Annotated in this window: 25 protein-coding genes; 24 read left to right on the top strand and 1 reads right to left on the bottom strand. The window is 40.3% G+C overall.

The genetic code is table 11. The features are described 5' to 3' along the window. Window positions 1-28: 28 nt before the first annotated feature. From B9Y67_RS07615 to B9Y67_RS07545, 15 genes are all read left to right on the top strand, one after another. On the top strand, window positions 29-508 hold the full coding sequence (locus tag B9Y67_RS07615; RefSeq protein WP_085506144.1) for a TRAP transporter small permease: 480 nt from the start codon (window positions 29-31) through the stop codon (window positions 506-508). Then, window positions 505-1,782 carry a TRAP transporter large permease gene (locus B9Y67_RS07610; protein ID WP_085506143.1) on the top strand — a complete coding sequence of 426 codons (1,278 nt, stop codon included), beginning with the start codon at window positions 505-507 and terminating at the stop codon, window positions 1,780-1,782. The genes B9Y67_RS07615 and B9Y67_RS07610 overlap by 4 nt, the downstream gene beginning before the upstream one ends. Before the next feature lie 19 nt (window positions 1,783-1,801). Next, entirely contained in the window at window positions 1,802-2,824 is a 1,023-nt protein-coding gene (locus B9Y67_RS07605) for a TRAP transporter substrate-binding protein (RefSeq protein WP_176223932.1), read from the top strand. A gap of 370 nt (window positions 2,825-3,194) precedes the next feature. After that, window positions 3,195-4,217 carry a LacI family DNA-binding transcriptional regulator gene (locus B9Y67_RS07600; protein ID WP_085506727.1) on the top strand — a complete coding sequence of 341 codons (1,023 nt, stop codon included), beginning with the start codon at window positions 3,195-3,197 and terminating at the stop codon, window positions 4,215-4,217. After that, window positions 4,214-5,164, top strand: coding sequence for a sugar kinase (locus B9Y67_RS07595; protein WP_085506141.1), 951 nt, complete (start codon window positions 4,214-4,216; stop codon window positions 5,162-5,164). Before B9Y67_RS07600 ends, B9Y67_RS07595 begins: the two co-directional genes overlap by 4 nt. A 10-nt stretch (window positions 5,165-5,174) precedes the next feature. After that, window positions 5,175-5,792 (top strand): 3-hexulose-6-phosphate synthase, encoded by a 618-nt coding sequence (gene hxlA / locus B9Y67_RS07590; protein WP_085506140.1) that lies wholly within the window; start codon window positions 5,175-5,177, stop codon window positions 5,790-5,792. Then, window positions 5,789-6,340, top strand: coding sequence for a 6-phospho-3-hexuloisomerase (gene hxlB / locus B9Y67_RS07585; protein ID WP_085506139.1), 552 nt, complete (start codon window positions 5,789-5,791; stop codon window positions 6,338-6,340). The genes hxlA and hxlB overlap by 4 nt, the downstream gene beginning before the upstream one ends. Window positions 6,341-6,352: 12 nt before the next feature. After that, window positions 6,353-7,363, top strand: coding sequence for an ureidoglycolate dehydrogenase (allD, locus tag B9Y67_RS07580; RefSeq protein WP_085506138.1), 1,011 nt, complete (start codon window positions 6,353-6,355; stop codon window positions 7,361-7,363). 59 nt (window positions 7,364-7,422) lie between these two features. After that, the gene (locus B9Y67_RS07575; protein ID WP_085506137.1) at window positions 7,423-8,421 is read left to right on the top strand and encodes a TRAP transporter substrate-binding protein; all 999 of its coding nucleotides are present in this window, start codon (window positions 7,423-7,425) and stop codon (window positions 8,419-8,421) included. A gap of 67 nt (window positions 8,422-8,488) precedes the next feature. Further along, window positions 8,489-8,974: a TRAP transporter small permease gene (locus B9Y67_RS07570; RefSeq protein ID WP_085506136.1), complete on the top strand. Its 486-nt coding sequence runs from the start codon at window positions 8,489-8,491 to the stop codon at window positions 8,972-8,974. Continuing rightward, window positions 8,971-10,245, top strand: coding sequence for a TRAP transporter large permease (locus B9Y67_RS07565; RefSeq protein ID WP_085506135.1), 1,275 nt, complete (start codon window positions 8,971-8,973; stop codon window positions 10,243-10,245). The genes B9Y67_RS07570 and B9Y67_RS07565 overlap by 4 nt, the downstream gene beginning before the upstream one ends. 18 nt (window positions 10,246-10,263) lie before the next feature. Further along, entirely contained in the window at window positions 10,264-11,280 is a 1,017-nt protein-coding gene (locus B9Y67_RS07560; protein ID WP_085506134.1) for a zinc-binding alcohol dehydrogenase family protein, read from the top strand. 40 nt (window positions 11,281-11,320) lie between these two features. After that, on the top strand, window positions 11,321-12,394 hold the full coding sequence (gene uxuA, locus B9Y67_RS07555; protein ID WP_085506133.1) for a mannonate dehydratase: 1,074 nt from the start codon (window positions 11,321-11,323) through the stop codon (window positions 12,392-12,394). A 1-nt stretch (window position 12,395) separates the two neighbouring features. Further along, on the top strand, window positions 12,396-13,244 hold the full coding sequence (locus tag B9Y67_RS07550) for an SDR family oxidoreductase (protein ID WP_085506132.1): 849 nt from the start codon (window positions 12,396-12,398) through the stop codon (window positions 13,242-13,244). Window positions 13,245-13,272: 28 nt separating this feature from the next. Further along, on the top strand, window positions 13,273-13,923 hold the full coding sequence (locus tag B9Y67_RS07545; RefSeq protein WP_085506131.1) for a bifunctional 4-hydroxy-2-oxoglutarate aldolase/2-dehydro-3-deoxy-phosphogluconate aldolase: 651 nt from the start codon (window positions 13,273-13,275) through the stop codon (window positions 13,921-13,923). A gap of 1,175 nt (window positions 13,924-15,098) precedes the next feature. On the opposite strand, the gene B9Y67_RS07540 is transcribed toward B9Y67_RS07545, so the two are convergent. Beyond that, window positions 15,099-15,668, bottom strand: a complete 570-nt coding sequence (locus B9Y67_RS07540; RefSeq protein ID WP_139823751.1) for a helix-turn-helix domain-containing protein — start codon at window positions 15,666-15,668, stop codon at window positions 15,099-15,101. Window positions 15,669-15,883: 215 nt separating this feature from the next. Here B9Y67_RS07540 and B9Y67_RS07535 point away from each other — a divergent pair, with 215 nt between their 5' ends. The 9 genes from B9Y67_RS07535 (at window position 15,884) to B9Y67_RS07505 (ending at window position 24,819) form a co-directional block, all read left to right on the top strand. After that, window positions 15,884-17,839, top strand: coding sequence for an oxidoreductase (locus tag B9Y67_RS07535; protein ID WP_085506129.1), 1,956 nt, complete (start codon window positions 15,884-15,886; stop codon window positions 17,837-17,839). Between the two features lie 37 nt (window positions 17,840-17,876). Next, on the top strand, window positions 17,877-18,008 hold the full coding sequence (locus tag B9Y67_RS20980) for a hypothetical protein (RefSeq protein WP_254901743.1): 132 nt from the start codon (window positions 17,877-17,879) through the stop codon (window positions 18,006-18,008). 2 nt (window positions 18,009-18,010) lie between these two features. Continuing rightward, entirely contained in the window at window positions 18,011-19,597 is a 1,587-nt protein-coding gene (locus tag B9Y67_RS07530) for a sodium:solute symporter family protein (RefSeq protein WP_085506128.1), read from the top strand. 235 nt (window positions 19,598-19,832) lie between these two features. Beyond that, entirely contained in the window at window positions 19,833-20,579 is a 747-nt protein-coding gene (gene pxpB / locus B9Y67_RS07525) for a 5-oxoprolinase subunit PxpB (RefSeq protein WP_085506127.1), read from the top strand. Between the two features lie 16 nt (window positions 20,580-20,595). Next, window positions 20,596-21,546 carry a 5-oxoprolinase subunit C family protein gene (locus tag B9Y67_RS07520; protein WP_369668753.1) on the top strand — a complete coding sequence of 317 codons (951 nt, stop codon included), beginning with the start codon at window positions 20,596-20,598 and terminating at the stop codon, window positions 21,544-21,546. A 15-nt stretch (window positions 21,547-21,561) separates the two neighbouring features. Then, entirely contained in the window at window positions 21,562-22,329 is a 768-nt protein-coding gene (locus B9Y67_RS07515; protein ID WP_085506125.1) for a LamB/YcsF family protein, read from the top strand. A gap of 11 nt (window positions 22,330-22,340) precedes the next feature. Then, on the top strand, window positions 22,341-22,490 hold the full coding sequence (locus B9Y67_RS20640) for a hypothetical protein (protein WP_176223931.1): 150 nt from the start codon (window positions 22,341-22,343) through the stop codon (window positions 22,488-22,490). A 24-nt stretch (window positions 22,491-22,514) separates the two neighbouring features. Further along, on the top strand, window positions 22,515-23,978 hold the full coding sequence (locus B9Y67_RS07510; RefSeq protein WP_085506124.1) for a sodium:solute symporter family protein: 1,464 nt from the start codon (window positions 22,515-22,517) through the stop codon (window positions 23,976-23,978). Window positions 23,979-24,054: 76 nt separating this feature from the next. Then, entirely contained in the window at window positions 24,055-24,819 is a 765-nt protein-coding gene (locus B9Y67_RS07505) for an IclR family transcriptional regulator (RefSeq protein ID WP_085506123.1), read from the top strand. Window positions 24,820-24,856 lie beyond the last annotated feature (37 nt).

The raw sequence follows: 24,856 nt of genomic DNA, 5'->3' as shown, positions 1-24,856 counted from the left end.
CTCCTAATAGGGATAAGGGGGGGATCAATTGAAAGTCAGCAAATACTACAAAATAATATTAGAGTTCTTGGCAACAAGCTTTCTATTATTATTATTTGGAAATGTGATTTTGCAAATTTTCGCACGGACCTTCTTGCCAAAGGTGCCTTCTTGGACAACGGAAGTGGGAAGCTATTTGTTAGTGTGGATAATTGCATTTGGTGCTGGGTTGCTAATACTGGATCGAGAACCAATTGGATTAAGGATGGTGATTGATCGGCTTCATGGAAAAGCTAAAAAAACTTTGAAAATAATTATCTTCGTTTTATCGGCATGGTTTTCTATAACATTAGCCTATGGGTCCCTGGCACTGGTAAAACGGGGTTCCACTATTTACACACCTGCCCTAAACTTACCCATGAGCTATATATATAGTGCACTAACTGTAATAGGCATATTGATTTTCTTCTCGATGACACTTTATTTATTAGCTCCCTTGTTTGAGAAGAAGGAGGGGGAAATCAAATGAGTGTGGCTTTGTTGGTATCTGGATTTTTATTAATGCTAATCCTGGGTTTCCCTATCATCTTTTCTATTGGGATTGCATGTCTATTCTATTTATTAATTAACGATGTTTCATTAGCTGTAGTCTCACAAGTTATGGTGAACTACCTTACAGATTTTGTACTATTGGCAGTTCCTTTATTCATTTTTGCAGCACAACTTATGAATGCAAGTGGAATGACTGGCCGTTTATTGAAGTTTGCTAGAAACTTAATTGGTCATATTAGAGGGGGGCTTGCACATGTAAATGTCTTAACAAGTATGATTTTTGCAGGAGTATCCGGCTCTGCTGTCGCTGATACCTCAAGTGTTGGAACAGTTATGATAAAAGCGATGAAAGATGAAGGTTATGAAACAGACTATGCTGCTGCTGTATCAGCGTCATCTTCCGTAGTGGGCCCTATTATCCCACCAAGTATTCCAATGGTTGTGGCTGGTGCCATGGCTGGATTATCTGTCACCCAACTCTTTATTGGCGGAATTGTACCGGGGATTTTGCTAGGGTTAGCGATGATGGTTGTAGTGGCAATTATCGCGAAAAAACGGGACCATCCTAAGTTTGAGCGTGCTTCTTACAAAACCATTATGCAAAGTTTTACAAACTCTATTCTTGACCTTGTGCTACCAGCAATAGTTATTGGAGGAATTGTATTCGGCTTATTTACTCCTACAGAAGGCGCAGCAGTTGCAGTTTTGGCAGCGATGGTATTAGGTGTAATCCATAAGGATCTTACTTTAAGAAAAGTCAGAGAATGTGCTTATCAATCTATCATCGTTAGTGCCGAAGTACTCTTAATCGCAGCGGTGGCTATATTATTTGGGTGGATTTTAATGTATGAACAAATTCCACAAAACCTAATTCAATATGTTACTGACATGGAGATGTCTAAGTACCTATTTTTGATCATAATTAATTTGATACTACTTGCATTAGGAGCTTTTATAGCAGGAATGGCTACTCTATTGATTGCTGTTCCTATCCTCGTTCCGATTGCGCCATTTTTAAACATGGATCCCTACCAAATGGTTGTCATGATTGTACTTGCAACTATGCTAGGTACGATCACTCCGCCAATTGGACCAGCGTTATTTATTATATCGAGTGTAAGTAAAAGGTCTGTTGGAGCTATTGCGATTCAGACTATTCCATTTTTGGTAGCTTGTGTGGTGGTATTGTTACTTGTAGCATTTATTCCAGCCGTTTCGTTATTTTTACCAGATTTGATTTATGGTAAATAAACTTTTAGGAGGGGAAGAAATGAAAATTAATTTTAAGAACGTTTTACCATTATTTTTTCTATCTGCATTTTTATTATTGGCAGGATGTGGAGAAGATGAGGCGGCTAATGGGGAAACGAATAACAATGATGGAAACGGTTCGAGTGACACACATGAATTAGTAATTGCTCACAACGGAGAAAAAGGTCTTAGTTGGACGTTAGGTATTGAGAAATTTGCAGAGTTAGCTGAAGAATATGCCGACGGTAAATTAGATATTAAAATTTATGATTCGGGACAATTAGGCTCTCAAGAACAAGTCTTGGAAAGTATCGAACTTGGCACTGTTGATATGACCTATGTATTCGAACCATTAACCCAGTGGGTTCCAGAAATAGGGGTTTATAATTTCCTGTTTTTATTTGATAGTGTGGAACATCTTCGGACAGTTGACGAGGGAGAAGTAGGACAAGAATTAAAAGAGTTAGTAAAAGAAAAAGCTGGAATGCGTGTATTAATGTCTTACCTACGTGATGGTAGACAGTTAACCACAAACAATCCAATTGAATCAGTTGATGATGTAAAAGGGCTTAAAATTAGAGTCGCAGGAAGTAATGTTGTAACAAAATCATGGGAAGCAATGGGGGCTACACCTGTCCCAATGCCAATGAATGAAGTGTTCTCAGCATTACAGCAAGGTGTAATTGAGGGCCAGGAGAACCCTATGTCGATTATTAATGCCAGAAATATTTATGAAGTTAATGATCATGTTGCTTTGACAAACCATCAATTCTCTCCAGTTTGGGTATTAATTTCTGAAGAAAAATATCAAGGCTTCCCAGAAGATGTTCAAGATGCAATTCAAAGAGCTTCCGAAGAAGCACAAGAATATGAATTTGAACTTGCAGAAGAAGAATGGGCGGAACAAAAGTCAATACTTGAGGAACAAGGAGTAACCTTCACAAATCCTGATGTTTCTGGTTTTAGAGAAGCTGTGGAATCTGTATATGAAGAGTATCCAGAATACGAATCTTACATTAAAAAAATAAAAGAAGCAAAATAGCATTTACCTTAAAAACAAGGAACCTTCTTTATGGAAGTGTTCCTTGTTTTTATCTGGGCCAGCGCAAGTTATACATCTGAATTTGACGTTCTTAAAAATGATAGATTAAAGCGTTAAATAAGGGTGAGATATAAATTTAAATGATAATTTCTTATACTTATGTCAGTCTCTTCTTCATATTTTACTTCACATCTCCCCCACACATTATTACAGGTGATAATTTTAATAATTTAAGCACTTACATATTACTCCTAGGGAAAATTTTAATTTTTCTATTTTAAAAGCGTTTTCATTATGTTATAGTTTCATTAAACCGGTTTAGTAAACCGATTTAGTAAAACGGTTTTGTTAAAGGATGACTTAAATGCCTATCAAAAAAACGACGATCAGTGATGTAGCAAAACATGCACAAGTATCGAAAAGTACGGTATCTCAATTTTTAAATGAACGATTTGAGTACATGAGAGAAGAAACACGAGAAAGAATTGAAAAAGCTATTAAAGAACTAAACTATCAACCGAACAACGTGGCACGAAGTTTAAAGCTAAAAAGCACGGCTACGATTGGAGTGATTGTGGCGAACATTCTTCATTCCTTTTCTACCCAGGTGATACGTGCCATTGAAGATAAATTAAATGAAAATGATTTTTCAACCATTATTTGTAATGCGGATGATGATCCGGCCAAAGAGAAGAAATACATCGAAACGTTATTAGCCAGACAGGTGGATGGCTTGATTGTATTTCCTACCAGCGGAAACCAGGAGCTCTATAAAAGATTGGCAGACTCCAATTTTCCAATCGTCTTCGTCGACCGCTATGTAAGTGATTTAAATGCCGATGCCGTCATGCTGGATAATGAAAAAGCGATTCATCTGGCGGTGGAACATCTATTAACCAATGGTTATGAAGATATAGCGGTATTAACTACTTCACTGGAAAATGCGGTTGTACCCCGGTTAGAGCGTATTCAAGGGTATCGGAGTGCAATGGAAAGGTTCGAGCTCCCTTTACGTGAAGATTACATCAAATCCATGGATCTTTCGGTTATGAAAGATGGGATAGCTGAACTTTTTCAGTTAGAAAAACCGCCACAGGCGATTGTTTCAGGAAATGACTTAACCTTAATGGAATTCTTAAAATATGCGTCAGAACATAATATGAAAATCGGTACGGACGTCGGTTTAGTCACCATCGATGAAGTGCCTTACGCGAGTATTCATAACCCGCCTCTCACGACGATTGCGCAGCCAACTTTTGAAATGGGGGAAAAGGCGGTAGAATTACTGCTTCATAAGTTCGATTCCAAAAAGAGCAATGATCCTAAAATATATCGGTTTGCTCCTTCTATTATTGTTAGAAAATCATCAGAGAAAGCAGGTGCACAATTATGAACGATATCATAACGATCGGGGATGCCATGATTACATTTGATCCCAGTTCTACTGGTCCCCTCCGGTTTTCCGGTTCTTTTAAGAGGAAGGTAGGGGGAGCTGAATTCAATGTTGCAATTGGATGTTCCCGGCTGGGTCTTAAGTCCGGATGGATTGGCCGTCTAGGGAAAGATGAATTTGGCCGATACATATATAACTTTGCCAGAGGAGAAGGCATTGATGTATCCGAGGTCAAGCTGGAAGAAGGTTACCCAACTTCCTTGAATTTTAAAGAAATTCAGGCCGATGGCTCTGGAAAAACGTTTTACTATCGCCATAAATCACCAACAGAGACATTACTTCCAGAGACCTTGAATGAAGATTACTTTAAACATGCGAAGCTGCTCCATATTACAGGCGTTTTCCCAGCGATTAGTGATCAGAATATTCGTGTGATTGATCAGGCTGTTACCTTAGCCCATAAACATGGTGTGAAAATTTCCATGGATCCGAATATTCGCTTGAAGCTTTGGACGAAAGAACAGGCGCGGGAAACGCTGTTGAAATGGATGCCTTACGTTGATTACTTACTGACTGGGCTGGACGAGGCTGAATTGCTGTTTGGTACAAGTGACGTATCGGAACTTATTGAAAGAGCGAAGCAGTATAATATCAGTCATTTGTTCGTCAAGCTTGGAGAAGGCGGTTCATTAGTCTGGACCGGCGATGAAACCATCGAAGCCCCAGCGGTCAAAGTAGACAAAGTAGCTGATACTGTCGGTGCAGGAGATGGATTTGATGCTGGAGTGATTTGTGGATTATTAAATGGCTGGGAGCCAAAACGAATCCTGCAATTTGCCAATACCATTGGAGCCATGGTCGTCGGCGTGTATGGAGATAATGAAGGCCTCCCGTATTATGAAGACGTCCTGGAAAGGCTCGGGGAAAAAGATTCTGTTGTAAGGTAGGTGACAAAAGATGCTTCAAGTGGCTCTGGATCGTTTGACTAAAAGTGAGTGTATTTCTATTACAGAAGAGACGTATGAATATGTCGATTTTATCGAGATTGGAACCGGCGTTATCAAGGAGTACGGGATGGATATTATTCGTGAATTTCGTAAGCGGTTTCCCGAAAAGCGGATTGTCTCAGATATGAAAACCTGCGATGCAGGAAAACATGAAACCCGCCAGGCGCTGGAAGCGGGAGCCGATATTACAACAGTAATGGGTTTTGCCCATGATCAAACCATTCTTGATTCCATTCAAGTAGCAGAAGAATTGGATAAGAAGGTTTTAGTCGATTTATTGCAGGTCCCACCCGAGCGATTGGCCAGATTGAAGGAATTAGGAGTAGAGCTAGTATCCGTTCATATCGGTAAAGACACACAAGGTCAGACAACTGGGGATTCCTTAAACCAATACGATGGCTTATCGGATGATTTTATGGTTTTTGCGGCAGGAGGGATCTCCCCGGAATCCGTTCAACATTTTGAAAAGCTTAATCCTGATGTCTTTATTGTAGGCGGTTACATCACGGGCGCTGATGATCCTGGTGAAGCCAGCCGCGTCATGAAGGGGGTGATTCCGAAGAAATGAAGAGCGTGTATTTTCAAATTATAGAAGAATTGAAGCAAGTAGCGGAACAGGTAGAAAATGAACAAGTAACTTCTTTCATAGAGGCCCTGAAGCAGGCCAAACGTATTTTTGTTTGTGGTGAAGGGCGATCAGGATTGATGGGGAAAGCTTTTGCGATGAGGTTGATGCATGCAGGTTATCCCGTTTATGTGACCGGGGAGACGATTACCCCAAGTATTCAGGAGGGTGATCTGCTTGTTGCCATCAGTGGGTCGGGAAACACTCCCTCCGTTGCCCTCGTAGCCGAGCAGGCAGCTAATTCAAATGCTGACGTTCATCTAGTCACGACAAATAAAGAATCCAGGATTCAAAAAATAGCCAACCATCAAGTGATTGTACCAGCAGCTACAAAGCATCGTAGAAAAGAGGAGCCAGCGACCATTCAGCCGATGGGCAATCAATTTGATCAATCGGTTCATCTATTACTGGATGGTGTCGTCATTTCCATGACCAGCGATGAAAAGGATATTCATGACTTGATGAAAAGGAATCATGCCAATCTGCAATGAGAGGGAGAGAATATGTCAGATATCGTTGTACAAAAAGATGAATTAAAGTCTTTGGTTATCAAAAAATTAACGGGCGCAAAGGTGAATGAAGAACACGCCAAGGTTGTTGCAGATGTACTCGTTCACGCAGACCTTCGCGGGGTAAGTTCACACGGGGTATTGCGTACCGAGCACTATGTGAAAAGACTGGGAGAAGGGGGCATGAACCCAAACCCGGAATTCCATACCGAGCAAAAAGGTTCTTCCGCTATCTTATTTGATGGCGATAACGGAATGGGCCATTTGATTACCAGAGAAGCGATGGACCATGCCATTCAGCTATCAAAAAACAACGGCATTGGAATCGTCGGGGTCGTTAACAGCAGCCACTGTGGAGCATTGTCCTATTTTGCCCAACAAGCAGCAGAGCAGGATACCATCAGCATGATCGTGACACATACCGATAGTGCCGTCGTACCGTTTGGGGGAGCTGACTCCTATTTTGGGACAAACCCAATTGCGTACGGGTTTCCAGCAAGTAAACACCGTCCAATTATATTAGATATGGCAACCAGTAATGTTGCTTTAGGGAAGGTACTGCATGCCAGAGAAACAGGCAAAGAGATTCCGAATAACTGGGGCGTAGATGAAAATGGTACGCCAGTTACCGATCCCAACCAGGTGAAACACTTACTGCCAATCAGCGGACCTAAAGGCTATGGGCTGGGCCTTGTTGTCGATGTGTTAACAGGCGTATTAACTGGATCTGCGTTTGGACCAAACATTACCACCATGTATGGAGACTATAAAAACTATCGTCGCTTAAGTCACACCATCATAACCATCAATCCAGGTTTGTTCATTGATAAAAAAGAATTCATGCAAAACATGGATAAGATGATTGATGAGTTACATGACGTCAAACCAGCAGAAGGTTTTGATTCTGTAATGGTGCCTGGGGAACCGGAACAGCTGAAAGAAGAAGTAAGAAAAGAGGAAGGAATACCGGTTCCAGAAAGTATTTACAACTATTTGAGTTCGTAAGTTAAGAGGGCAAAACCTCTGCTTTATATTAATCTATTAAAAATGGGAGGATACTTTTCATGAAGAAATTACTAAGCTTTTTGGTCGTATCTGCACTGATTTTGGTTTTAGCTGCCTGTGGCGGAGATGGAGAAGAAGCATCAGGATCTGGAGAGACAATCACTTGGAAAATGGGACACTTATCTAACGAAGATCACCAATGGCATAAAACAGCAGAAAAGTTTGGTGAGCTGGTTAATGAGAAAACAGACGGGAAGTTAGAAATCGATATTTATCCTAATGAGCAATTAGGTTCTGAAACTGAAGTCCTAAATGGAATTGAAGCTGGTACCGTCGATATGACGATTTCCGGTGAAACGATGCAGAACTGGGCACCAGAAGCTGCATTAATGGCCGTGCCTTACGCCTTTACTGGGCAAGAGCACTTGCAAACGGTAGTAGAGGGCGAAATCGGTGGAGAAATCGAAGCGTCTGTGAAAGAGAATGTTGGCGTAACACCACTTTACTATCATATGCGTGCACCTAGAAACTTGACTTCCAATAAACCAATTGAATCCCCGGAAGATTTAGGTGGATTTAAGATGCGTGTACCAAACGTACCATTATTCATGGATGCTTGGGAAGCTGCTGGAGCTAGACCACAGGTAATGGATTTCAGTGAAGTATTTACCGGGCTGCAACAAGGGGTTATTGATGGTCAGGAAAACCCGGTTGACTTGATTCAAAGTGCCAGCTTCCCTGAAGTACAGGATTATGTAAACGTTACCGAGCACGTATATTCCTGGATCTATGTGGTTGTAGGAAATGAGCAGTTCAATTCCCTTGATGAAGATATGCAGAAAGCTGTCCAAGAAGCAGCAGCGGAAGCGCAAGAATATGGCTTGGAACTATATGAAACAGAAACGGCAGAAATTGAGCAGGACCTTAAGGATCAAGGAATGGAATTTGTTGAAGTAGATCAGGAAGCTTTCGGAGAAGCTATGAAGCCAGCTGTGGAGGAAAGCCTGTCAGACGAGCAACTTGAACTTTATCAAAGAATTGTAGAAGCAGGACAATAACAACTTTCCAGGTAACATACCATTCTATTAAAGGGTGGTATGTTACCCATTATAAAGGGTGAGCAACATGCAGGCAGTTAACATTCTTAGTCGAATACTAAAGCTTTTGACCATTCTCTGTTTTACCGCCCTCGTTATCGTTGTCATCATACAAATCACAGGGCGTTACTCCCCGTTTACATTTGTTTGGACAGAGGAGCTTTCACGTTTCTTATTTATCTTTTCCATTGCCTTTGCCGCACCAATTGCGATGGAGCAACGGGAATATGTTCGAGTCGATTTATTCCTCTCCATTCTTCCAAAAAAGGCAAAAAAATATGTTGAGGCATTGATTTACCTTATCGTAGGTTTGTTCTCTGCTTACCTGGTATCTTATGCGTATGAGTTTTCCTTACTAGGTAAAAATCAGGCGTCTGCCACGCTTTCGATTAAAATGTTCTACATTAATATAAGCATGGTTATTTTATTTGTGTTTTTAGCACTGTATAGTTTTATCAATATTTATGCCTTACTCACAGGCCAGCACGAAGAGGAAGAAGGTGTTCAACTATGATGGCCGCCATATTGTTTGTAACCTTTATCGCTTTAATATTTCTCAGCGTTCCCATCGCCTTTAGTTTAGGCTTATCTTCCCTTGTCTATATATGGATCGCTGATATTCCGTTAAATGTCATCCCTCAGAAAATGTTCGGGGGCATTAACTCCTTTACGTTACTTTGTATTCCCGGGTTCATTCTGGCAGGGAATTTAATGAATGCCGGTGGTATTACCGAACGAATCATCGATTTCGCAAACAAGCTTGTGGGCCATATCCGTGGTGGCTTAGGTCTGTCAAATGTGGGTGCATCCATGGGATTTGCCGGTATCACTGGGACGGCGCTGGCGGATACTGCGAGCATCGGGTCGGTAATGATCCCCGCAATGAAAAAAGAAGGGTATGATGCTCCTTTTTCAGTAGCTGTAACTTCATCCTCTTCTACTATTGGGCCGATTATCCCGCCTTCGCTTCCGATGATCATCCTAGGGACACTTGCAACGGTATCGATCGGGGATTTATTTATAGCAGGTACAATCCCTGGTCTATTACTTGGACTTAGTTTAATGGCCGTTACTTATATCATTTCGAAAAAGAATAATTATCCGAAAGGCGAACGTCAAAAGTTCTCCGTCATTGCCAAATCATTCTTTGGCGCTTTTTGGGCTCTGATGATGACAGTGATCATTTTGTTCGGAATATTAAGCGGGTACTTTACACCAACCGAAGCATCTATCGTGGCTGTTGTGTATGCCTTGCTAGTCGGTCTTTTTATCTATCGTGACCTTAAGCTGCATATGCTTCCGAAAATTCTCCTGGATTCTATGGTCAGTACAGCTGGGATTTTGGTTTTAGTTGGAATGGCCAACCTATTTGGATGGATTCTCGTTAGTGAACAAATTCCACAATTGGTCGCAGACTCCATTCTTGCCATCTCCGAAAATCCGATTATCGTTATTCTGCTGCTTAATGTGTTGTTGTTATTTGTTGGAACGTTCATGGAGACGATCGCAGCACTTGTTATCCTGTTTCCGGTATTACTGCCGGTTGCAATGGAAATCGGAATGGACCCAATACAGTTTGGGGTGTTGATGGTGCTCAACTTGATGATTGGTTTATCTACTCCTCCAGTGGGCGTTTGTTTATTCGTTGCCTCCAGTATTGGAAAAGTATCCTTAGGTCAGGCGTCTAAGGCATTATTGCCATTCTTAGGCGTTAGTTTACTCGTTTTATTAGCGGTAAGTTTCATTCCAAGTATAACGCTATATTTACCAAGCTTATTTGATTAATAAGAAGGAGGGTTGGTCATGAAAGCGATTCAAGTAAAAGAACCAGGCACCCTGAAAGTTGTTGAAATGGAAGAGCCAGCGATTGAGCAATCCAATCAAGTGAAAATACGGATGAAAGCTATGGGGATATGTGGATCGGATATGCACATTCTTCATGGGGAAAATCCTTTTGCCAGCTATCCGCGTGTGATTGGTCATGAAATTGCCGGGGAAATTGTCGAAACTGGAGATGCTGTTTCTGACCTGTCTGTAGGGGACAAAGTGGTAGTCGAACCAATGACTTCCTGCGGGGAATGCTACGCCTGCCGACAAGATCGTCCAAACGTTTGCGAAAACGTACAGGTTTACGGCGTACACAGGGAAGGCGGAGGCCGTGAATTGATGGTCATGCCAGAACACCTCGTCCATAAATTAAACAATCAATTGGACTGGCCTGAAATTGCCTTGATTGAACCCTTTACGATTGGGGCACAGTCCATCTATCGCGGCCAAGTGCAAGAAGGGGATTATGTCTTCATCATCGGTGCTGGACCGATTGGTTTATGTTGTTTGAAAATGGCAAAGCAAGCCGGTGCTAAGGTCGCAATTTCAGATTTCAATGATCAACGCCTTGATTTTGCCAAAGAGTGGGGAGCCGATCATGTTATCAACCCGCAAAACTCTAAAGTAGAAGAAGAGGTGTTTAACTGGACTGGTGGAATGGGTGCCAATGTTGTCATCGATGCCGTTGGTTTTCCGCAGACAGTGGAACAAGCGATAGAAGTGACTTCCGTCGCGGCTCGAGTGGTTTTACTTGGTTTTGATACGAAAATGTCTGAAATTGCTCAAGTGAATATTACCAAGAAAGAGTTGACCATCTGCGGTTCCCGTTTACAAACTCACCGCTTCCCGAAAGTAGTTGAACTGTTTAACACGCTGGAGTTTGATGTGAAAGATTTGGTGAGTCACCAATTTGAATTAGAGGAAGCAGAAAAGGCATTTGAATTAATGGACAACGCGTCACCAGATGTTCGTAAGGTGATTATTAATCTATAAAGCTATTTATTTGGAAGAGGTATGCAAGGAGGCATAGTCTATGAGGATGACGATGCGCTGGTTCGGCGAAGGAAATGACCGAATCCCATTGGAACATATCAAGCAAATCCCAGGAGTTGAAGGTGTTGTCTGGTCCTTACATGATATTCCGGCCGGTGAGGAATGGCCGATGGTACGAATTTCAGAAGTGAAGGAACAGGCGGACCGCCACGGACTGAATATTGATGTCGTTGAAAGTGTCAATGTGCATGAAGATATTAAACTTGGTCTGCCGACACGGGATAAATATATCGAAAACTACATCAAAACGATTGAAAAACTGGCCAAGGTCGGTGTGAAGGTCATTTGCTATAATTTTATGCCGGTCTTTGACTGGACTCGTACCGATTTATTCAAGGAAATGGAAGATGGCTCAACCGCTTTATTTTTTGAGAATGATAAATTGAAAGATATCGAACCGATGGAATTGGTGAATACCATTTCCGAAAACTCCGCTTATACGATGCCTGGCTGGGAGCCGGAAAGGCTCGCTGATCTGGCCGATCTATTTGAAAAATATAAGAACGTAACGGAAGAGGATTTATGGGAAAACCTTCAGTATTTCTTAGAAAAGGTGATTCCGGTCGCAAGGGAAAATGATATTAAAATGGGGATCCATCCCGATGATCCGCCATTTTCTGTATTTGGCCTCCCGCGTATTATCACGAATAAGCAAAACCTTGAGAGATTCTTAAAGCTGGTGGATGATCCGTATAACGGCCTTACCCTCTGCAGTGGTTCCTTAGGCGCCAATCCGGAGAATGATGTAGCCGATATGGTCCGGGCGTTTTCTGACCGCATCCATTTTGCACATATTCGTAATGTCAAAACCTATGAGAATGGTGACTTTATTGAAACGTCCCATCGTACACAGGACGGTTCCGTCGATATCTATGAAATCGTAAAAGCTTATCACGAAATAGGTTTCACTGGTTATGCACGTCCTGATCATGGGCGTCACATTTGGGGAGAAGAATGTCGACCTGGTTACGGCCTGTATGATCGGGGATTAGGCATTATGTACTTATGGGGCATATGGGATTCCCTCAAGAGACAGGAAAAAGAGGTGGAGTAACATGTTGACTCTGAACGAAAATGTAAAAGGAAAAGTAGCTGTCATTACAGGGGGCAGCGGCGTGCTTTGTAGCGCCATGGCTCGGGAGCTTGGCCGTCAGGGTGCAAAGGTTGCCGTTTTAAACCGTAATATTGAAGCGGGTAAACAAGTGGAACAGGATATTGTGGACGCTGGAGGAGAAGCCTTGGCGGTTTCCTGCGATGTTCTTGATGTGGAAAGTGTTCGTGAAGCGGAACAAATCATTACGGAAAAATTAGGTGTCTGCGACATATTGATCAACGGAGCCGGCGGCAATCATCCAGACGGAACGACGACAAACGAAACACTGAAGCCGGAGGATTTAGAGAACAAGGATATTTCTACGTTCTTTGATATGACCAACGACGGGTTTCAATTTGTTTTTAATTTAAATTTAGTTGGAACGTTTATCCCTACGCAAGTCTTCTCGAAAAAAATGATGAATCGTAAGGGAGCAACAATCATTAATATGTCATCGATGAGTGCCCCGTCTCCGATGACGAAAGTGCCAGCCTATAGTGCAGCAAAAGCAGGAATTGAAAACTTTACCCAATGGCTGGCTGTTCATATGGCCGATGTTGGCATCCGTGTTAATGCCATTGCACCAGGCTTCTTCCTGACCGAGCAAAACCGTAAACTATTGCTGAATGAAGATGGTTCTTTAACGGAACGTTCCGATAAAATTATCAGTCATACCCCACAGCAACGATTCGGTAAGCCGGAAGATTTACTTGGAACGTTGCTTTGGCTGGCAGATGAGGATATGTCAGGATTTGTAACAGGTATTACTATACCTGTTGATGGTGGATTCATGGCATATTCCGGTGTATAACACGGTCTGAGCGGAAAGGAGTTTTATAATGAGTAAGGAAGCTTTATTAGAGCGACTAGTATCATCGGGAATTGTAGCGGTAGTGCGAAAAGTAGATACAGAAAAGGTGCATCACGTCGTCCAGGCATTTGTCGATGGCGGCGTATCAAGTATTGAAATCACCATGGAATCTGAAGGGGCTGTACGAATTATTCGTGAGCTCAAGGAACGCTATGGGGATACGGTGTTAGTTGGAGCCGGAACGGTATTAAATAAGGATCAGGCAAAAGAAGCAATCGACGCAGGATCTGACTTTGTCTTCGCCCCAACCTTAGATAAGGAAACGATTGAATACACCAGAAGCCAGGGAGTCATCATGATTCCAGGTGTATTTACACCAACCGAAATCTATCAGGCTTATCAATGGGGAGCAAATATGGTGAAAGTATTTCCAGCGACCGTAGTCGGTCCTCAATTTTTCAAAGATGTCAACGGACCGCTCGGCCATATTCAGAAAATGCCGACCGGAGGAATCAACCTCGAGAACCTGGGCGACTTTTTAAGAGCTGGCGCCGTTGCAGCTGGTGTCGGTGGTTCTCTTGTGAATAAAACTATGATTGAACAAGAGGATTGGCAAGGGTTGAAAGAATTAGCTAAAAACTATGTAGATAAAGTTGCTGAGGTGCGCTCAGAAAAATAATAGGTTAGTAGAGGGTCTTCTGATTAGGAGGCTCTTTTTTTGTGAAAGTGTATGGAAGTGCCCCTCCCTAGTTAGGGAAAGGCACGATTTAACTACTATCATCTTTGCTTTTTTTCGTCTAAGGGGTAACCTTACACATTTCCATTGCTTGGCAGTCAATTCCTTTTCGAGACGTTTTCAAATGTAGTAGTCTTCCTGTTGACCTATTTGAAGTGGTTTACCGAGGCCACAGGGTAAGAAAAGAAAGATCGCTTGATGGCACCATCTGGCTGATGGCTATATTTACGGGCATATTCATAAGCAGTATGTCTTCAATGGAAAAATGGTGGTCAATACACGGATCGTTGGTTTCCTTTTGATGAATTGGCCCAGCAATCTAATATATTGTTAGATATCAGGGAGAATGGGGGCAAGCCTTCATTGTAAGGACGACTTATAATTTAGCTGGATTACTAAAAGATATAGAAGCTTCTGATTACCCTCTGATAGATGTACTGCTGAACTTATTAATGAACGCATCAGTGTAAAATCCTGCCCTTATTATGGGGATAGGCTTTTAATACGTTTTCTCTATATTTGAAAAAGTTGGAGAATTTCGATGCCTTTTGTAGTAAATAGACATAACATATATAGATCCCCGTTTTCAGTATAAATCTATGAATCTCACGATACATATAAGTGCTCGTATACATTATTAAGAATAAATTAAGAGCTGACATAATTTTTGCTTTTATGATAATTCGTCATTACCTATCACATATTTCATGGTTCATGAGGCTAATTGGAGACCTCGTGAGTCAGCGTTATTTATTCTTCCCTGCAAATAAAAAAATACGTGAAATTAAAGTTTATACTTGTTAGGCTACACCCCTATAAGATAAAGAAGCAGATTCTCTTACATCCTAGAGAATTCCTTTATATATGTTTTTAGGATTCGTTTTAAAACAAGTTAAATGAACTTTTGTTAAGGTCGGTCTTTTTATGAAGAATCTATCTGCTGACTTATTAGCTATTATAAGCTGACCCCAGTACGTTTTCGCACTAAATTTTGTGGGAGGCACTTTTATTTGGATTTTATTTATTAAGATTAAGCATTACAGCAATTTAGCTTTTTCTTTTCCTTCCTACCCCGGTTCTTTAAAGCATCTACAATTTCTTTGTGATGAAGCTTTATGCTAAAAAGTTGGTGGTGTCATAATCCACATGGCTTCCAAGGGGCCTTCGCCTATATTTTTCCACCCATGTAATTGACGACTACAAAATGTTATAGAATCGCCTTCATAAAGAATATATTCTTTTTCTTCAATAGACAATTTCATTTCTCCTGTAAGTATTACGATACATTCTTCTTCACTTTTATGCGTATACTGTGTTCCACTTCCGCCACCTGGTTCAATTTTTGAATATATAACTTGAAGCTTTCCTTCTAAGCCTGTTAATAAATAATCTTTCGTATTTTCTGGTTTAGGAAATGTTAATTGGCGGCGGTTTTCTTTACGAATTAATGTAATATCATTATTTGGCTTAAATTCATATCCATTTTCAAATAAGGAACCTAATGATGTATTTAGGGCTTGGGTAATTTTTTGGATTGATGCAACAGATGCTTTTGTTATACCTCTTTCAAATTGACTGATAAAGCTGGGGGTAAGGTTTGTCTGTTTAGCGAGCTTATTAATCGTTACCCCTTGTTCCATTCTTATAACTCGTAATTTTTCCCCGATTGAATTTGTCTGATCCTCCATCACTTTTGCCACTCCTTAATGTCGTGTCGTCAACGTCTATATCCATTAATATAACAGGATATGGATGCAAGTAAAATTATCATTTATAACAATTGCAATGTTTAAAATATTCTGTATATTGTGTTGACTGGAGAATTCCCTGAGATTATAATGAGATAAAATTAAGTATAGGTTAATTAACTAATACTTAATTAATTTCTTGAAAGGGTGGAAAAATGAAATATCCTCATTTGTATTCTTCACTTGATATTGGAAAATTAACGATTAAAAATCGTATTATGACGAGTGGGCATCAAACGACGCTTGTTGATGAGCATCTTCCAACCGATGATTTTGTCGCCTATCATACGGAACGTGCTAAAGGCGGGGTAGGATTAATAGTTATGGAAGCTCATGGTGTTCATAAAACAGGACTTAACACCCCTCACGCTATTGATGCATCCAACCCTGAAATTATAAAAATCCACTCGGAGCTTGCGGATAATGTACATAAGTACGGTTCTCGGCTGTTTGCACAATTAATGCACAATGGAAGAGAGGCCTATCCGAGTGATGATCAAACAGTTACCGTAGCACCTTCAGCCATCCCTACAGAACGGTTTCATACTATTCCAAGAGAACTCGAGGAAGAAGAGATTGAAGATATTATTGAAGGCTTCGTAAAATCGGCTATTCATTGTAAGGAAGCCGGGGTAGATGGGGTAGAGTTGGTAGGTTCTCATGCATATCTATTAGCACAATTTTGGAGCCCAAAAATGAACATTCGAAAGGATCAATGGGGAGGATCATTCGAAAACCGATTGAGGTTCGCCAGAGAAGTGATCAAGCGGGTGAGATCTGCTGTTGGGAGTGATCTCACACTGGGAATGCGAATATCGTTAGAATCGATGGACGACGTTGGTGCATCTACAGAAGAGTCACTTAAAATAATCAGACATTTAAATGACCTTGGTTTACTGGATTACTGGAGTTTAGTTATAGGATCCTCAGCTACACACAAAGGCAGCTCATTTATTGTACCCCCTCAAACTGAGTCAGCAGATAACCTTTTTCACAGAACAAATGAAGTACGAAAAATTATAAATCCTCTCCCTTTAATCATTACCTCCAGAATATATCAACCTGCTATTGCCGAGAATATGCTGGCGCAAGGAATAGGTGATGTGATGGGAATGACGAGGGCATTGATTGCAGATCCCCACATGCCCAACAAAACGCTTGAAGATAAAGAAGATCAAGTGATTCCTTGTATTGCATGTAACCAGGGCTGCATTGGCCGTTATCAAGAACATTTACCAATCCGGTGTACAGTGAATCCTAGAACAGGACGAGAACGATACTTTGATGAAGTTGATTCAGCCGAAGTTTCCCGCAATGTAACTGTGGTAGGGGGAGGTCCTGCTGGCTTAATAGCTGCTATCATTGCAAAAAAAAGAGGACATCAAGTAGAAATTATCGAGGCCAAAAAAGATTTGGGCGGTCAATTAAAGGTGATGTTAGGCGCGATTCACAAAGAACAAGTTGAGACTTGGCATGATTTTTTAATTAATGAAGTGAAAAGGCTGGAAATTCCTGTCCATTTAGGTAAGCGCTTTCACGCGGATGAGGTAAAAAATAAAGAGGTAGACGCTTTAATTTTAGCCACAGGGTCTAAACCGTCAGTCCCGGCATTCAGTACAGATTTAGAATATACCGTGTACTCTGCCTGGGATGTATTGAAGGGTCAAGAAATTATGGAGGAATCTGTTTTGGTTATTGATTGGAAAGGAGACTGGCCTGGAGTAGAAGCAGCAGAATACTTGGCAAGTCAAGGAAAAAACACAGAGTTGGTTTCTGCAACCTATGGGATTGGAGAATCATTACAGCAGTATATTCGGCACAAAGCATTAGAAAATTTGGATAAGTATGGTGTCAAACAGACCCCTCAATTTAAGTTGGTAGATATGGAGAGTAATAGATTGAAATTAAAGCATCTGTTTAGTGGGAGGGAAGAAATAAGACACCCAGAGGCTGTTGTACTGGCTATTGGGAATGATTCAACTGATTCTCTGCAACTGTATAGAAGTTTAAAAGGACAGCTGAAAGAAGTTCACCGTGTAGGAGATGCGTACAGCCCAAGATCATTGGATGAGGCGGTTTGGGAGGGCTTCAACACAGGGATGAAAGTTTAATTCATCTACATGAAATAAAAGAAGAAGGAGAATGAGTATGGGAGAATTTCTATTCACATTATCTTATGGTGGTTCACTTGTGCTAATGGCGTTCTTTGTGAAATGGATGTTGAGACGCACTCAGACAAAAGACTCTTCCAAAATCAATGAAGAGGAGGAGATTATTTAAACATGGTTTATGCTATTGGTGTCTTAGCCTCGTTTCTAATCTATATCCTTATCGGTGTATTTCTTTCCAGGAACATATCTAATGTTGCTGATTATTATGTCTCCGGAAGAAATGCTTCCACTTTGATGATTACAGGATCACTTGTTGCATCTTTTTTAAGCACTGTTTCCTTTATGGGAGAGGTAGGTTTTTCATATGATGGGTATCCCATTTTACTGCTTATCTTAACGATTTTTAATGCAAGCGGTTATGTTCTCGGTGTCTTTTTATTTGGCAGGTATCTTAGAAGAAGTGAAGCTCTTACCATTCCGGAGTTCTTTGGAAGAAGATTTAATTCTCATAAGGTTCGCAGAGCGGCAGGGATTACGACTATCGTTGGTGTGTCAGCTTATTTAATAGCTGTTACACAGGGAGGGGCACTTTTATTAGGGTCTATTTTGGACGTACCTTACTCCGTTGCTTTAGTGATTATGTGGATTGCCTATACGTCTTTTACCTTCTTATCAGGAGCAAAAGGTGTTCTATTCAATGACACGATTATGTTTTTTATTTTTGTAGTGGCGACTGCTATATCTATACCTTACATAATTTATGTAGCGGGTGGATGGCCGGACGCACTTATAAAAACGGCTGGTCTCGAGTCAAGACCTGATGTTTTGACTTGGCATGGGCTGACAGGAGATACAGCCTATATGGGAACTCCTACGGAAGCACTTATTTGGGCAATTATTCTAGGGCTTGTGTGGGGAACGGTTGTTTCAGTAAGTCCATGGCAAACAAGCAGGTATCTTATGGCCAAAAATGAGCATGTAGCTATTCGGTCTGGTATTATAGCGATGATCGCTTTAATGTTCATTTATTTCTTCTTGCAAATCGGTATTTCTGCAGTAGCGACTATAAACCCAGGAATCTCACCATCAGAAAAAGTCTTTGTATGGTCAGCTATAAATATATTGCCTACCTCGCTAGGAATCCTAGCATTAACAGGTATAATGGCTGCTGCTCTCTCTTCTTGCTCTACATTCCTTCAATTAATAGGGAATAGTGTCGCCCATGACTTGATTTTTAAAGACAGAAAAGATTCAACCGCTTTAAGGTCAAGTAGAATATCTATGCTCGTAGTAAGTATTTTCATATTTGGTATAGCTCTATGGCAGCCACCCGCAATCATGTGGATAGGGTACTTTGCAGCCACTTTATTTGCTGCTTCATGGGGACCGGTTGCATTTTCAAGTATTTATTCCAAACATGTAAATAAAGAAGGTGCTTTTTGGGCAATTATAATGGGATTTGTTGGTGTTATTATTGGAGAACTATTAAGTAAAGCAGGAGTTATTTTACCGGTTTATTTAAATTCAGCCATACTAGGTGGGGTTTTATCTATAATTTCCTTAATCATCGGTTCTAAATTAGGGACGATTACAAATGAGGAAAAGATATTCAGGGAAAAACTGTTGCAGCCTCCAAAGGAATTTATGGGCAGAGGTGATATGTCGACTACAAATAAATACCCAAATATATTAGTTGTCAGTGGTACGACCCTTATTTTCCTTACATTAGTCTTTTATTATATTCCGCTATATATGTAAAAAATACATGTAAAAGCTGTCCTGGCAAAAAGGGCAGCTTTTAAGTGTGGATTGGATTTTTGGTTGTTTAAATATTAAACTTCACACAAATCGACTGAATAGTCGATAATATTACAAAATTCTGAAAAATATATTGATTTTTTAATAATTAACCGTTATCATTGTTTTAAATGAAAAATAAAACGTTATTTCACATAGTGAAACACCAAGAAATTCTAATTAAGGGATGGTTATATTGAAATTTAGTTATAAACCTGCTGGTGACTCATCCATTTTGATGGAATTAGAAGTAGAAATTAATGAAAGCACTAATAGGCGTCTTATTAGTTTAGCTGATTTTATTGAGCAAAATGAGCAGGATGTTTTTGGTGAAGTGATTATTGGGTATCGCTCGCTACTCGTACAATATAATCCCCTCCAAATCTCTTATTCCCAAGCAATCGATAAACTAAAAAATATAGATGTAATAACAGATAAACTGAGCCGTGATGAAGGGAGAGAAATTGAAATCCCTGTCCTTTATGGAGGGGAGTATGGGCCAGACTTAATAAGTGTCGCCTCCCATAATAACCTATCAACCGAAGAAGTCATCTCCATTCACTCAGAATCCCGATATTTAGTTTATTTTTTAGGCTTCACCCCTGGCTATCCTTTTTTAGGTGGAATGTCCTCAAAAATAGCAACCCCGCGATTAGAAAAACCACGCATTTCAATACCTCCAGGCAGTGTAGGTATAGCAAACAATCAAACAGGGATTTATCCTGTGGAAAGTCCAGGTGGATGGAGACTAGTCGGACGAACCCCTGTAAAATTATACAATGCTGAAGCAGAAGACCCCTTTTTGCTCCATCCCGGTGATCATGTCACATTTAAACAGGTGGCATTGGATGAATTTGAACATATCAAAGAACAAGTTGCTTCGCAAAATTACACCCCAAATATCAAGCATAATAAGAACAAAAATATAGAGGCTACTTCTTAGAAAGGGGGAGACTGATATTTTTGAGATAATTAATCCAGGAGTTTTTACAACCATACAAGATTTAGGTAGGACGGGATACCAAAAATATGGACTTGCCGTGGCAGGATCAGCGGATCAATATTCCCATCGGATAGCCAATATTCTTGTAGGAAACCCTGAATCTTCAGCGGTTTTGGAAATAACGCTTATGGGTTTAAAAATGAAAGCTATAAAAGAAGCGATTATAGCCGTTACAGGAGGGGATCTTAATTTCACTATCAATGGAGTTTTAGCCCCATTGTGGAGCTCACTAACGGTTAAAGAGGGAGATATCCTTCAATTCAATGGGTGTAAGTCTGGATGCAGAGCGTACTTAAGCATAGCGGGAGGAGGCGTTTCCGTCCCAAAAGTACTTGGCAGTAAATCTACTGATACGGTTGGAGGCATAGGTGGTATGGAAGGAAGAGTATTAAAAAAAGATGATATTATTCCTTCAAATGAACAGCCGATTCAAGACTTCAAAGGAATCAGACGCCGATTACCAGATCATTTGATTCCTGAATATACGAACACTTTTCATCTAAGAGTTGTGCTTGGCCCTCAGGAAAATGCTTTCAAGGAAGAAGCTATTCAAACATTTTTAACTTCTACTTATAAAGCAACAAAGGACGTAAACCGAATGGGTTGTAGGTTAGAAGGTCCGGAAATTGAGCATATAGCAGGAGCTGACATTATTTCAGAAGGTATCTTTTTCGGTGCCATTCAAGTGCCTAAAAATAGACAGCCCATCGTTTTTCTAGTCGGTAGGCAAAGCATAGGTGGATATACAAAGATCGGAGGTGTCATAACAACCGACTTACCAAAACTCGCCCAAGTCAAACCTGGAGATAGTATAACCTTTGAACAAACCACAGTTGAAGAAGCTCATGAATTGTTGAGGGAGAAAGAAAAAGATTTATCGATTATGAAAACATACTCTTACAGATGAACAGGAGCGGTGAAAATGAGTAAAACGATTGATTTGAATTGTGATATGGGGGAAAGCTTCGGTGTTTATAAACTTGGATATGATGATGAAGTCATCCCATTGATTTCTTCCGTGAATATTGCCTGTGGATTTCATGGTGGAGACCCTAATATTATGGATCATACTGTGGCTATGGCAAAGAAATACGGAGTTGGGGTCGGTGCCCATCCTGGCTTTCAAGATTTAATTGGTTTTGGACGTCGTAATATTGATGTGGAAAGAATGGATTTAATGAATGTGATTATCTATCAGATCGGGGCAATAAATGCTTTTTGTGAAAAACATGAGGTATCCCTTCGTCATGTGAAACCACATGGCAATATGAACAATATGGCAGATACCGATGAGGAAATGGCAACAAACATTGTAGATGCCATTCTAGAAATAAATGAGGATTTACCCTTAATGGTCAAACCCAACTCACAATTACACAAGGTTGCAGAAGCTAAGGGTTTGCCTTTTGTTTTAGAGATTTTTGCCGATAGAGAATACAATAATGACATTTCTTTGGTTTCAAGAAAGAATAAAGATGCTGTTATTCATGATCCTGATAAAGTAGCTGATAGAGTACTTAAGATGGTCACAGAAGGTAAGGTCACCACAATCACTGGAGATGAAATACAGGTAGAAGGGGAGAGTATATGTGTGCATGGAGATACGCCCACTGCTTTAGAAATGATAAAAAGGATAAAGCACAAGCTTGAAAGCAGAGATATTAATATCAAACCATTTAAAGTAGGTTAGGAGGTGTTTGTATGGGATGGTTGGCTGATACTTGGCTGCTTCTACTGATGTTATTTTTACCAACCTTTTTATCTGTAACTTTAGGTACCTACTGGTTAAAGCATGAACGATTTCCGTGGGAAAACTCTTTAATTGAAGAAAAAAACAGGAAAAGTGAATAATTATCAACCTGAAAGAGGTGCAGTATGGATAATTTCTTAATTATTATTGGATTTTCTCTTGTCATGGTTGTCATGGGCTTCATTGCTGTAATATCACACCTGAAATCAAAAGATTTAAGTTCCTTTTTTGTAGCATCCAGGGGAAGTAAATGGTATTTAATTGTTGGTTCTTTATTAGCATCTGGAATTAGTGGATCCGCGTTTTTTGGTATGGTCGCCTTCTACTATGACTTAGGTATGCCGATATTTTGGATTAATGCTGGTATAGCATGGAGCTATTTTATATTGTGTTTCTTTGTTGGTCCACGACTTAGAAGGTTTGGAAAAATAACCATTTCTGATTATCTTGCAGAGCGGTTTGACAGTCCTGCACTTCGACCGACATTCTCTATCATCGTCTCTTTATGGATGATTATTTTATTAGGGACATTATATGTACAAGGTGGTCTATTGTTCTCTCAGATGTTCGGATGGGATTACGCTACAAGTTCAATAATGACATCCGTACTGGTTATCGTATTCACAGTATTTGGTGGTATGGTGGTAGTAATGAACAGCGACCTTCTGGCAATGATTGTTTTAACTTTAGCTTTACTTATTGCTCTCCCCTTGATCCTTAACTCTGCAGGTGGTTGGACTGAAGTAGCTTCTACCGTAAGTGCTACTCAGCCTGAATATTTCACTTCCTCCGGAACTACGACAGCTATAATGGCATTTTCCTGGTTTTTTATATGGTGCTTCGGATATCTAGGAAATCCAGGCTTCTTGACTCGATTTTACGCTGCTAAAAATGAAAGGGAAATTATTAAGTCTGGTATTGGTATTTCTTTAATCTATGTACCTGTTTATTCCATTGTCTTCTTCTCTGCTGCTTCTGCAAAACTTTTGTATCCTTCCGTCGCAGATTCAGAATTAATATGGATCACCTACATGTATGAATTTACTCCCCCGCTGATCATTGGCATCGCTATGGCAGGTGTTTTTGCTTCTATATTGTCCTCAGCTAATTCCTGGCTCTTAGCAGGAGCTACAAGCTTAGGTAGAGATATCTATCAAAAAACATTCAAAAAAGATGTTTCTGATAATAAGGTGTTGATGATCACGAAACTGTTAATCATCATAATAGGTGCCTTGGCAGTTCCAATAGGTATTTGGAGACCAGCCTATATTATGGAAATGATGAATATAGCTTATTTTGTTGCTGGGAGCACTGGTGGGGTCGTAATTTTGATGAGCATGTACTATAAAAATATGACAAAAGAGGGTGCATGGGCAGGATTGATTACTGGTGGGATCATTGCTATAGGCTGGAGAACCTTACAGATTGTCGGACTATTGACAGACACCATCGATCCTATGATTCCTACTTTAATACTCTCCTTACTTACAATTGTGATCGTAAGTAAGTTGACGAAGCCATCAGCTAAAATGATAAGCTTTTATAATCGATTGTCAGGTAGTGCTGACACTCATGAAAAAGCTAGCTAAAGCAATAAAACTTACATTATTCAACTAACTCTCATCGCTTAAATTACAGCTGCATTCGGAAGAAAGGTGAATTATCGTGAATCAGAGCGTTAGTAAAGCCCTTAAATTACTCTCATTATTTACAGAAGAAAGACGAGAACTATCGCTTCATGACATCTGTAAGATGACAAACATGCCTAAAGCAACTGCTTATCGTTTACTCTATACTTTGGAAGAAGGCGGGTTTCTCCGGAAGAATAAAAAGTCAGAACATGATATTTACTACAAACTTGGGCTTAAGCTGCTGGAGCTTGGTAATCTAGTCAGAGAGGATTTAGAACTAAGGCAAGTCGCATTAGAACAAATGGAGTTCTTAGCTGAAGAAATAAATGAAGTAGTACACCTCTCCATCTGCGAAGATGATGAAGCTATCTATATTGAAAAAGTAGAAAGCAATCAGACCATTCGTTTATATACCCGAGTGGGAAAAAGACTACCCTTGTATGTAGGCTCTGGCCCTAAACTGCTTTTAGCATACCTTCCAGAAAAAAAACAAAAAGACATCATCAGTAAGATGGAATTCAAAGCCTTTACTCCTTATACCATCACCAATAGAGATCGATTGAATGAAGAGTTAGAATTGATTCGCAAACAAGGCTATGCGGTGAGTAACGGGGAACAGGACCCTGATACAGTTGGTATATCTTTCCCTATTCGTGACTATTCAGGTAACGTAGTCGGGGCTCTTGGAGTAACTGGACCAAGTATGAGATTTTCGAGTGATAGAAAGGTTAAGATACTGGAAAAAACCCAAGCAGCTGCTCTAGCCATTACTAAAAATTTAGGCTTTTCCGAGCGATGAAAGCACTTTTCAAATTTTAAACGTGTGGTTATTCAGC

The organism is Thalassobacillus devorans (genome assembly GCF_900176565.1).
GTDB classification, from domain to species: domain Bacteria; phylum Bacillota; class Bacilli; order Bacillales; family Halobacillaceae; genus Thalassobacillus; species Thalassobacillus devorans_A.
This window is presented reverse-complemented; position numbering and strand designations above follow the sequence as displayed.

What these genes read in the sequence shown, in the direction of transcription:
- B9Y67_RS07550 (WP_085506132.1), top strand. Translation starts at nt 12,396, where the DNA reads ATGTTGACTCTGAACGAAAATGTAAAAGGAAAAGTAGCTGTCATTACA.
- B9Y67_RS07605 (WP_176223932.1), top strand. Translation starts at nt 1,802, where the DNA reads ATGAAAATTAATTTTAAGAACGTTTTACCATTATTTTTTCTATCTGCA.
- B9Y67_RS07570 (WP_085506136.1), top strand. Translation starts at nt 8,489, where the DNA reads ATGCAGGCAGTTAACATTCTTAGTCGAATACTAAAGCTTTTGACCATT.
- B9Y67_RS07575 (WP_085506137.1), top strand. Translation starts at nt 7,423, where the DNA reads ATGAAGAAATTACTAAGCTTTTTGGTCGTATCTGCACTGATTTTGGTT.
- B9Y67_RS07510 (WP_085506124.1), top strand. Translation starts at nt 22,515, where the DNA reads ATGGATAATTTCTTAATTATTATTGGATTTTCTCTTGTCATGGTTGTC.
- B9Y67_RS07545 (WP_085506131.1), top strand. Translation starts at nt 13,273, where the DNA reads ATGAGTAAGGAAGCTTTATTAGAGCGACTAGTATCATCGGGAATTGTA.
- uxuA (WP_085506133.1), top strand. Translation starts at nt 11,321, where the DNA reads ATGAGGATGACGATGCGCTGGTTCGGCGAAGGAAATGACCGAATCCCA.
- B9Y67_RS07595 (WP_085506141.1), top strand. Translation starts at nt 4,214, where the DNA reads ATGAACGATATCATAACGATCGGGGATGCCATGATTACATTTGATCCC.
- B9Y67_RS07610 (WP_085506143.1), top strand. Translation starts at nt 505, where the DNA reads ATGAGTGTGGCTTTGTTGGTATCTGGATTTTTATTAATGCTAATCCTG.
- B9Y67_RS20980 (WP_254901743.1), top strand. Translation starts at nt 17,877, where the DNA reads ATGGGAGAATTTCTATTCACATTATCTTATGGTGGTTCACTTGTGCTA.
- B9Y67_RS07515 (WP_085506125.1), top strand. Translation starts at nt 21,562, where the DNA reads ATGAGTAAAACGATTGATTTGAATTGTGATATGGGGGAAAGCTTCGGT.
- hxlA (WP_085506140.1), top strand. Translation starts at nt 5,175, where the DNA reads ATGCTTCAAGTGGCTCTGGATCGTTTGACTAAAAGTGAGTGTATTTCT.
- B9Y67_RS07530 (WP_085506128.1), top strand. Translation starts at nt 18,011, where the DNA reads ATGGTTTATGCTATTGGTGTCTTAGCCTCGTTTCTAATCTATATCCTT.
- B9Y67_RS07565 (WP_085506135.1), top strand. Translation starts at nt 8,971, where the DNA reads ATGATGGCCGCCATATTGTTTGTAACCTTTATCGCTTTAATATTTCTC.
- B9Y67_RS07560 (WP_085506134.1), top strand. Translation starts at nt 10,264, where the DNA reads ATGAAAGCGATTCAAGTAAAAGAACCAGGCACCCTGAAAGTTGTTGAA.
- B9Y67_RS07535 (WP_085506129.1), top strand. Translation starts at nt 15,884, where the DNA reads ATGAAATATCCTCATTTGTATTCTTCACTTGATATTGGAAAATTAACG.
- hxlB (WP_085506139.1), top strand. Translation starts at nt 5,789, where the DNA reads ATGAAGAGCGTGTATTTTCAAATTATAGAAGAATTGAAGCAAGTAGCG.
- allD (WP_085506138.1), top strand. Translation starts at nt 6,353, where the DNA reads ATGTCAGATATCGTTGTACAAAAAGATGAATTAAAGTCTTTGGTTATC.
- B9Y67_RS07540 (WP_139823751.1), bottom strand. Translation starts at nt 15,668, where the DNA reads ATGGAGGATCAGACAAATTCAATCGGGGAAAAATTACGAGTTATAAGA.
- B9Y67_RS20640 (WP_176223931.1), top strand. Translation starts at nt 22,341, where the DNA reads ATGGGATGGTTGGCTGATACTTGGCTGCTTCTACTGATGTTATTTTTA.